Origin of the sequence: Pseudoalteromonas sp. SR45-5 (assembly GCF_014163565.1) — a bacterium.
Lineage (GTDB): Bacteria > Pseudomonadota > Gammaproteobacteria > Enterobacterales > Alteromonadaceae > Pseudoalteromonas > Pseudoalteromonas distincta.
In genome coordinates, this window is record NZ_JACJDN010000773.1 from 1 (window position 1) to 1,606 (window position 1,606).

Consider the following 1,606-nt stretch of genomic DNA (forward strand, 5'->3'; position numbering starts at 1 on the left):
AAACAAACTAAAGGGATTACTTATAATAAAAAAAATCCCATATTAGCTAGGCTAATATGGGCAAAATCACACAATGAATTAGGTGTTTTTAAATTACGGTTTATGCTTTAAATTAAAGTCTATCAGTAATATTTCGTACTAAGTCAGAATCTACAAATTGAGTAATAAGTGCAGTGCCCCACGCATAGCCACGCTGTATTGGGTAACCTTTAAAAATCCAGCGTTTACGCACGTGATTAAAGCGCTCTAAATAGTCTTGCTTTTTTTGTGGCAGAGGCTGCTCACCCAATTTATTCCATGCTTTATATACGCCTGACATGTCAGATCCTCGCATAAAGCGTTGCAACCAACGTGGAAAACGAGAAAAGCTAATAGTGGACTGAAAATCAATAAAGTAAGGTTTACCGTCTGCGCCGCATAAAATATTACCCATATTACGCAAGTCTAAATGCACGATGCCTTTGCGATGCATTTTTGCTACTTGACGCTCAAGCTCACTAAAAAAGTTAACAGGTAGTGTTTTGTCTTCATGAATTAAAGCGCGCAGTGGCGTGCCTTCAATATAGTTATAAGCAACCGCTATCGGCGACAATCTACAAAAGCGGTTAGCAACTGCATCAAGCTCTGCTAAACGGCTCAACCCTTTATACTCTTGATTTACCGACATTCGTGCAAATGTTTTGCGGATAAACCAGGGGCTTTGGCTAAAATCTTTAACAATTAAATCAAATTCATTATCTTTATATCGATACACAATCGCGTTAGCAAAACGTCCCTTATGGACAACACTTAAGTGATGTTGCATAAAAGTATGTTCTGGAAATTGCTGTTGTAATTGTACTAACAAATTATTTTCAATCATAACAAACCTAACAAGATGATAACTTTAATTGCCTAGGCAACTATATTATCAAAGTTAGATTCTGCGCACAATCAGATCAACTAATTAGCACGCTAACTTTCTATTGAAACAGTATCGCTATTTTATTGATAATCTACTTTTGGGGGGAGTCTGGCAGTGAATCAAGATTATTTATAGCTTTGAATAGTAAGTCGATTATTTGGTTTTTTTCTGGCTCCGAAAAACCACTTAATGCTTGCGCATAGACTTCGTTCACTACAGGCATAATTTCAGGACAAAGAGCTTTACCTTTTTCACTTAAACACAAAATAGTTGAGCGCTTATCAAGCTCACATTGCGTTTTAATAATGAGTCCTTTTTCTTCAAGTCGGTTTAGTAAGCGGCTCATAGCGCCACGATCATAAACCATATACTCGCAAAGTCCTGCAAGCGTATTAACCGACTCTCTCGCAAGTAGTACAACCACAATATATTGCGCAGAAGTTAAGTCCATAGGAAGTAACTTGGCATCAACATGAATGGCTAATCTCGAACGTAAAAAAGAGACTAAACGCCCCAAATCTTGCTCTGGCGCTAACTCTTCTCGAGTACAACGTTTAATTGATGGCATGTTTTGCATAGTTATTCCACTGTATAAGTATATTTGCATGCTGATAGACCTTAACGCATACAAAAAATTCAATAATTTTTATAAAAACTAAGCAGCTAAAACTAAGCCACAAAAATAAAGCCGCAATCAGCGGC

2 protein-coding genes are annotated in these 1,606 nt (G+C 37.1%); both read right to left on the bottom strand.

Features of this window, described 5'->3' with window-relative positions; all coding sequences use genetic code 11:
• Nucleotides 1-112: 112 nt before the first annotated feature.
• Nucleotides 113-862, bottom strand: a complete 750-nt coding sequence (locus tag H5072_RS18885; RefSeq protein WP_024596279.1) for an RIO1 family regulatory kinase/ATPase — start codon at nucleotides 860-862, stop codon at nucleotides 113-115.
• Between the two features lie 133 nt (nucleotides 863-995).
• On the bottom strand, nucleotides 996-1,511 hold the full coding sequence (locus H5072_RS18890) for a MarR family winged helix-turn-helix transcriptional regulator (RefSeq protein WP_231388420.1): 516 nt from the start codon (nucleotides 1,509-1,511) through the stop codon (nucleotides 996-998).
• Nucleotides 1,512-1,606 lie beyond the last annotated feature (95 nt).

What these genes read in the sequence shown, in the direction of transcription:
- H5072_RS18885 (WP_024596279.1), bottom strand. Translation starts at nt 862, where the DNA reads ATGATTGAAAATAATTTGTTAGTACAATTACAACAGCAATTTCCAGAA.
- H5072_RS18890 (WP_231388420.1), bottom strand. Translation starts at nt 1,511, where the DNA reads ATGCAAATATACTTATACAGTGGAATAACTATGCAAAACATGCCATCA.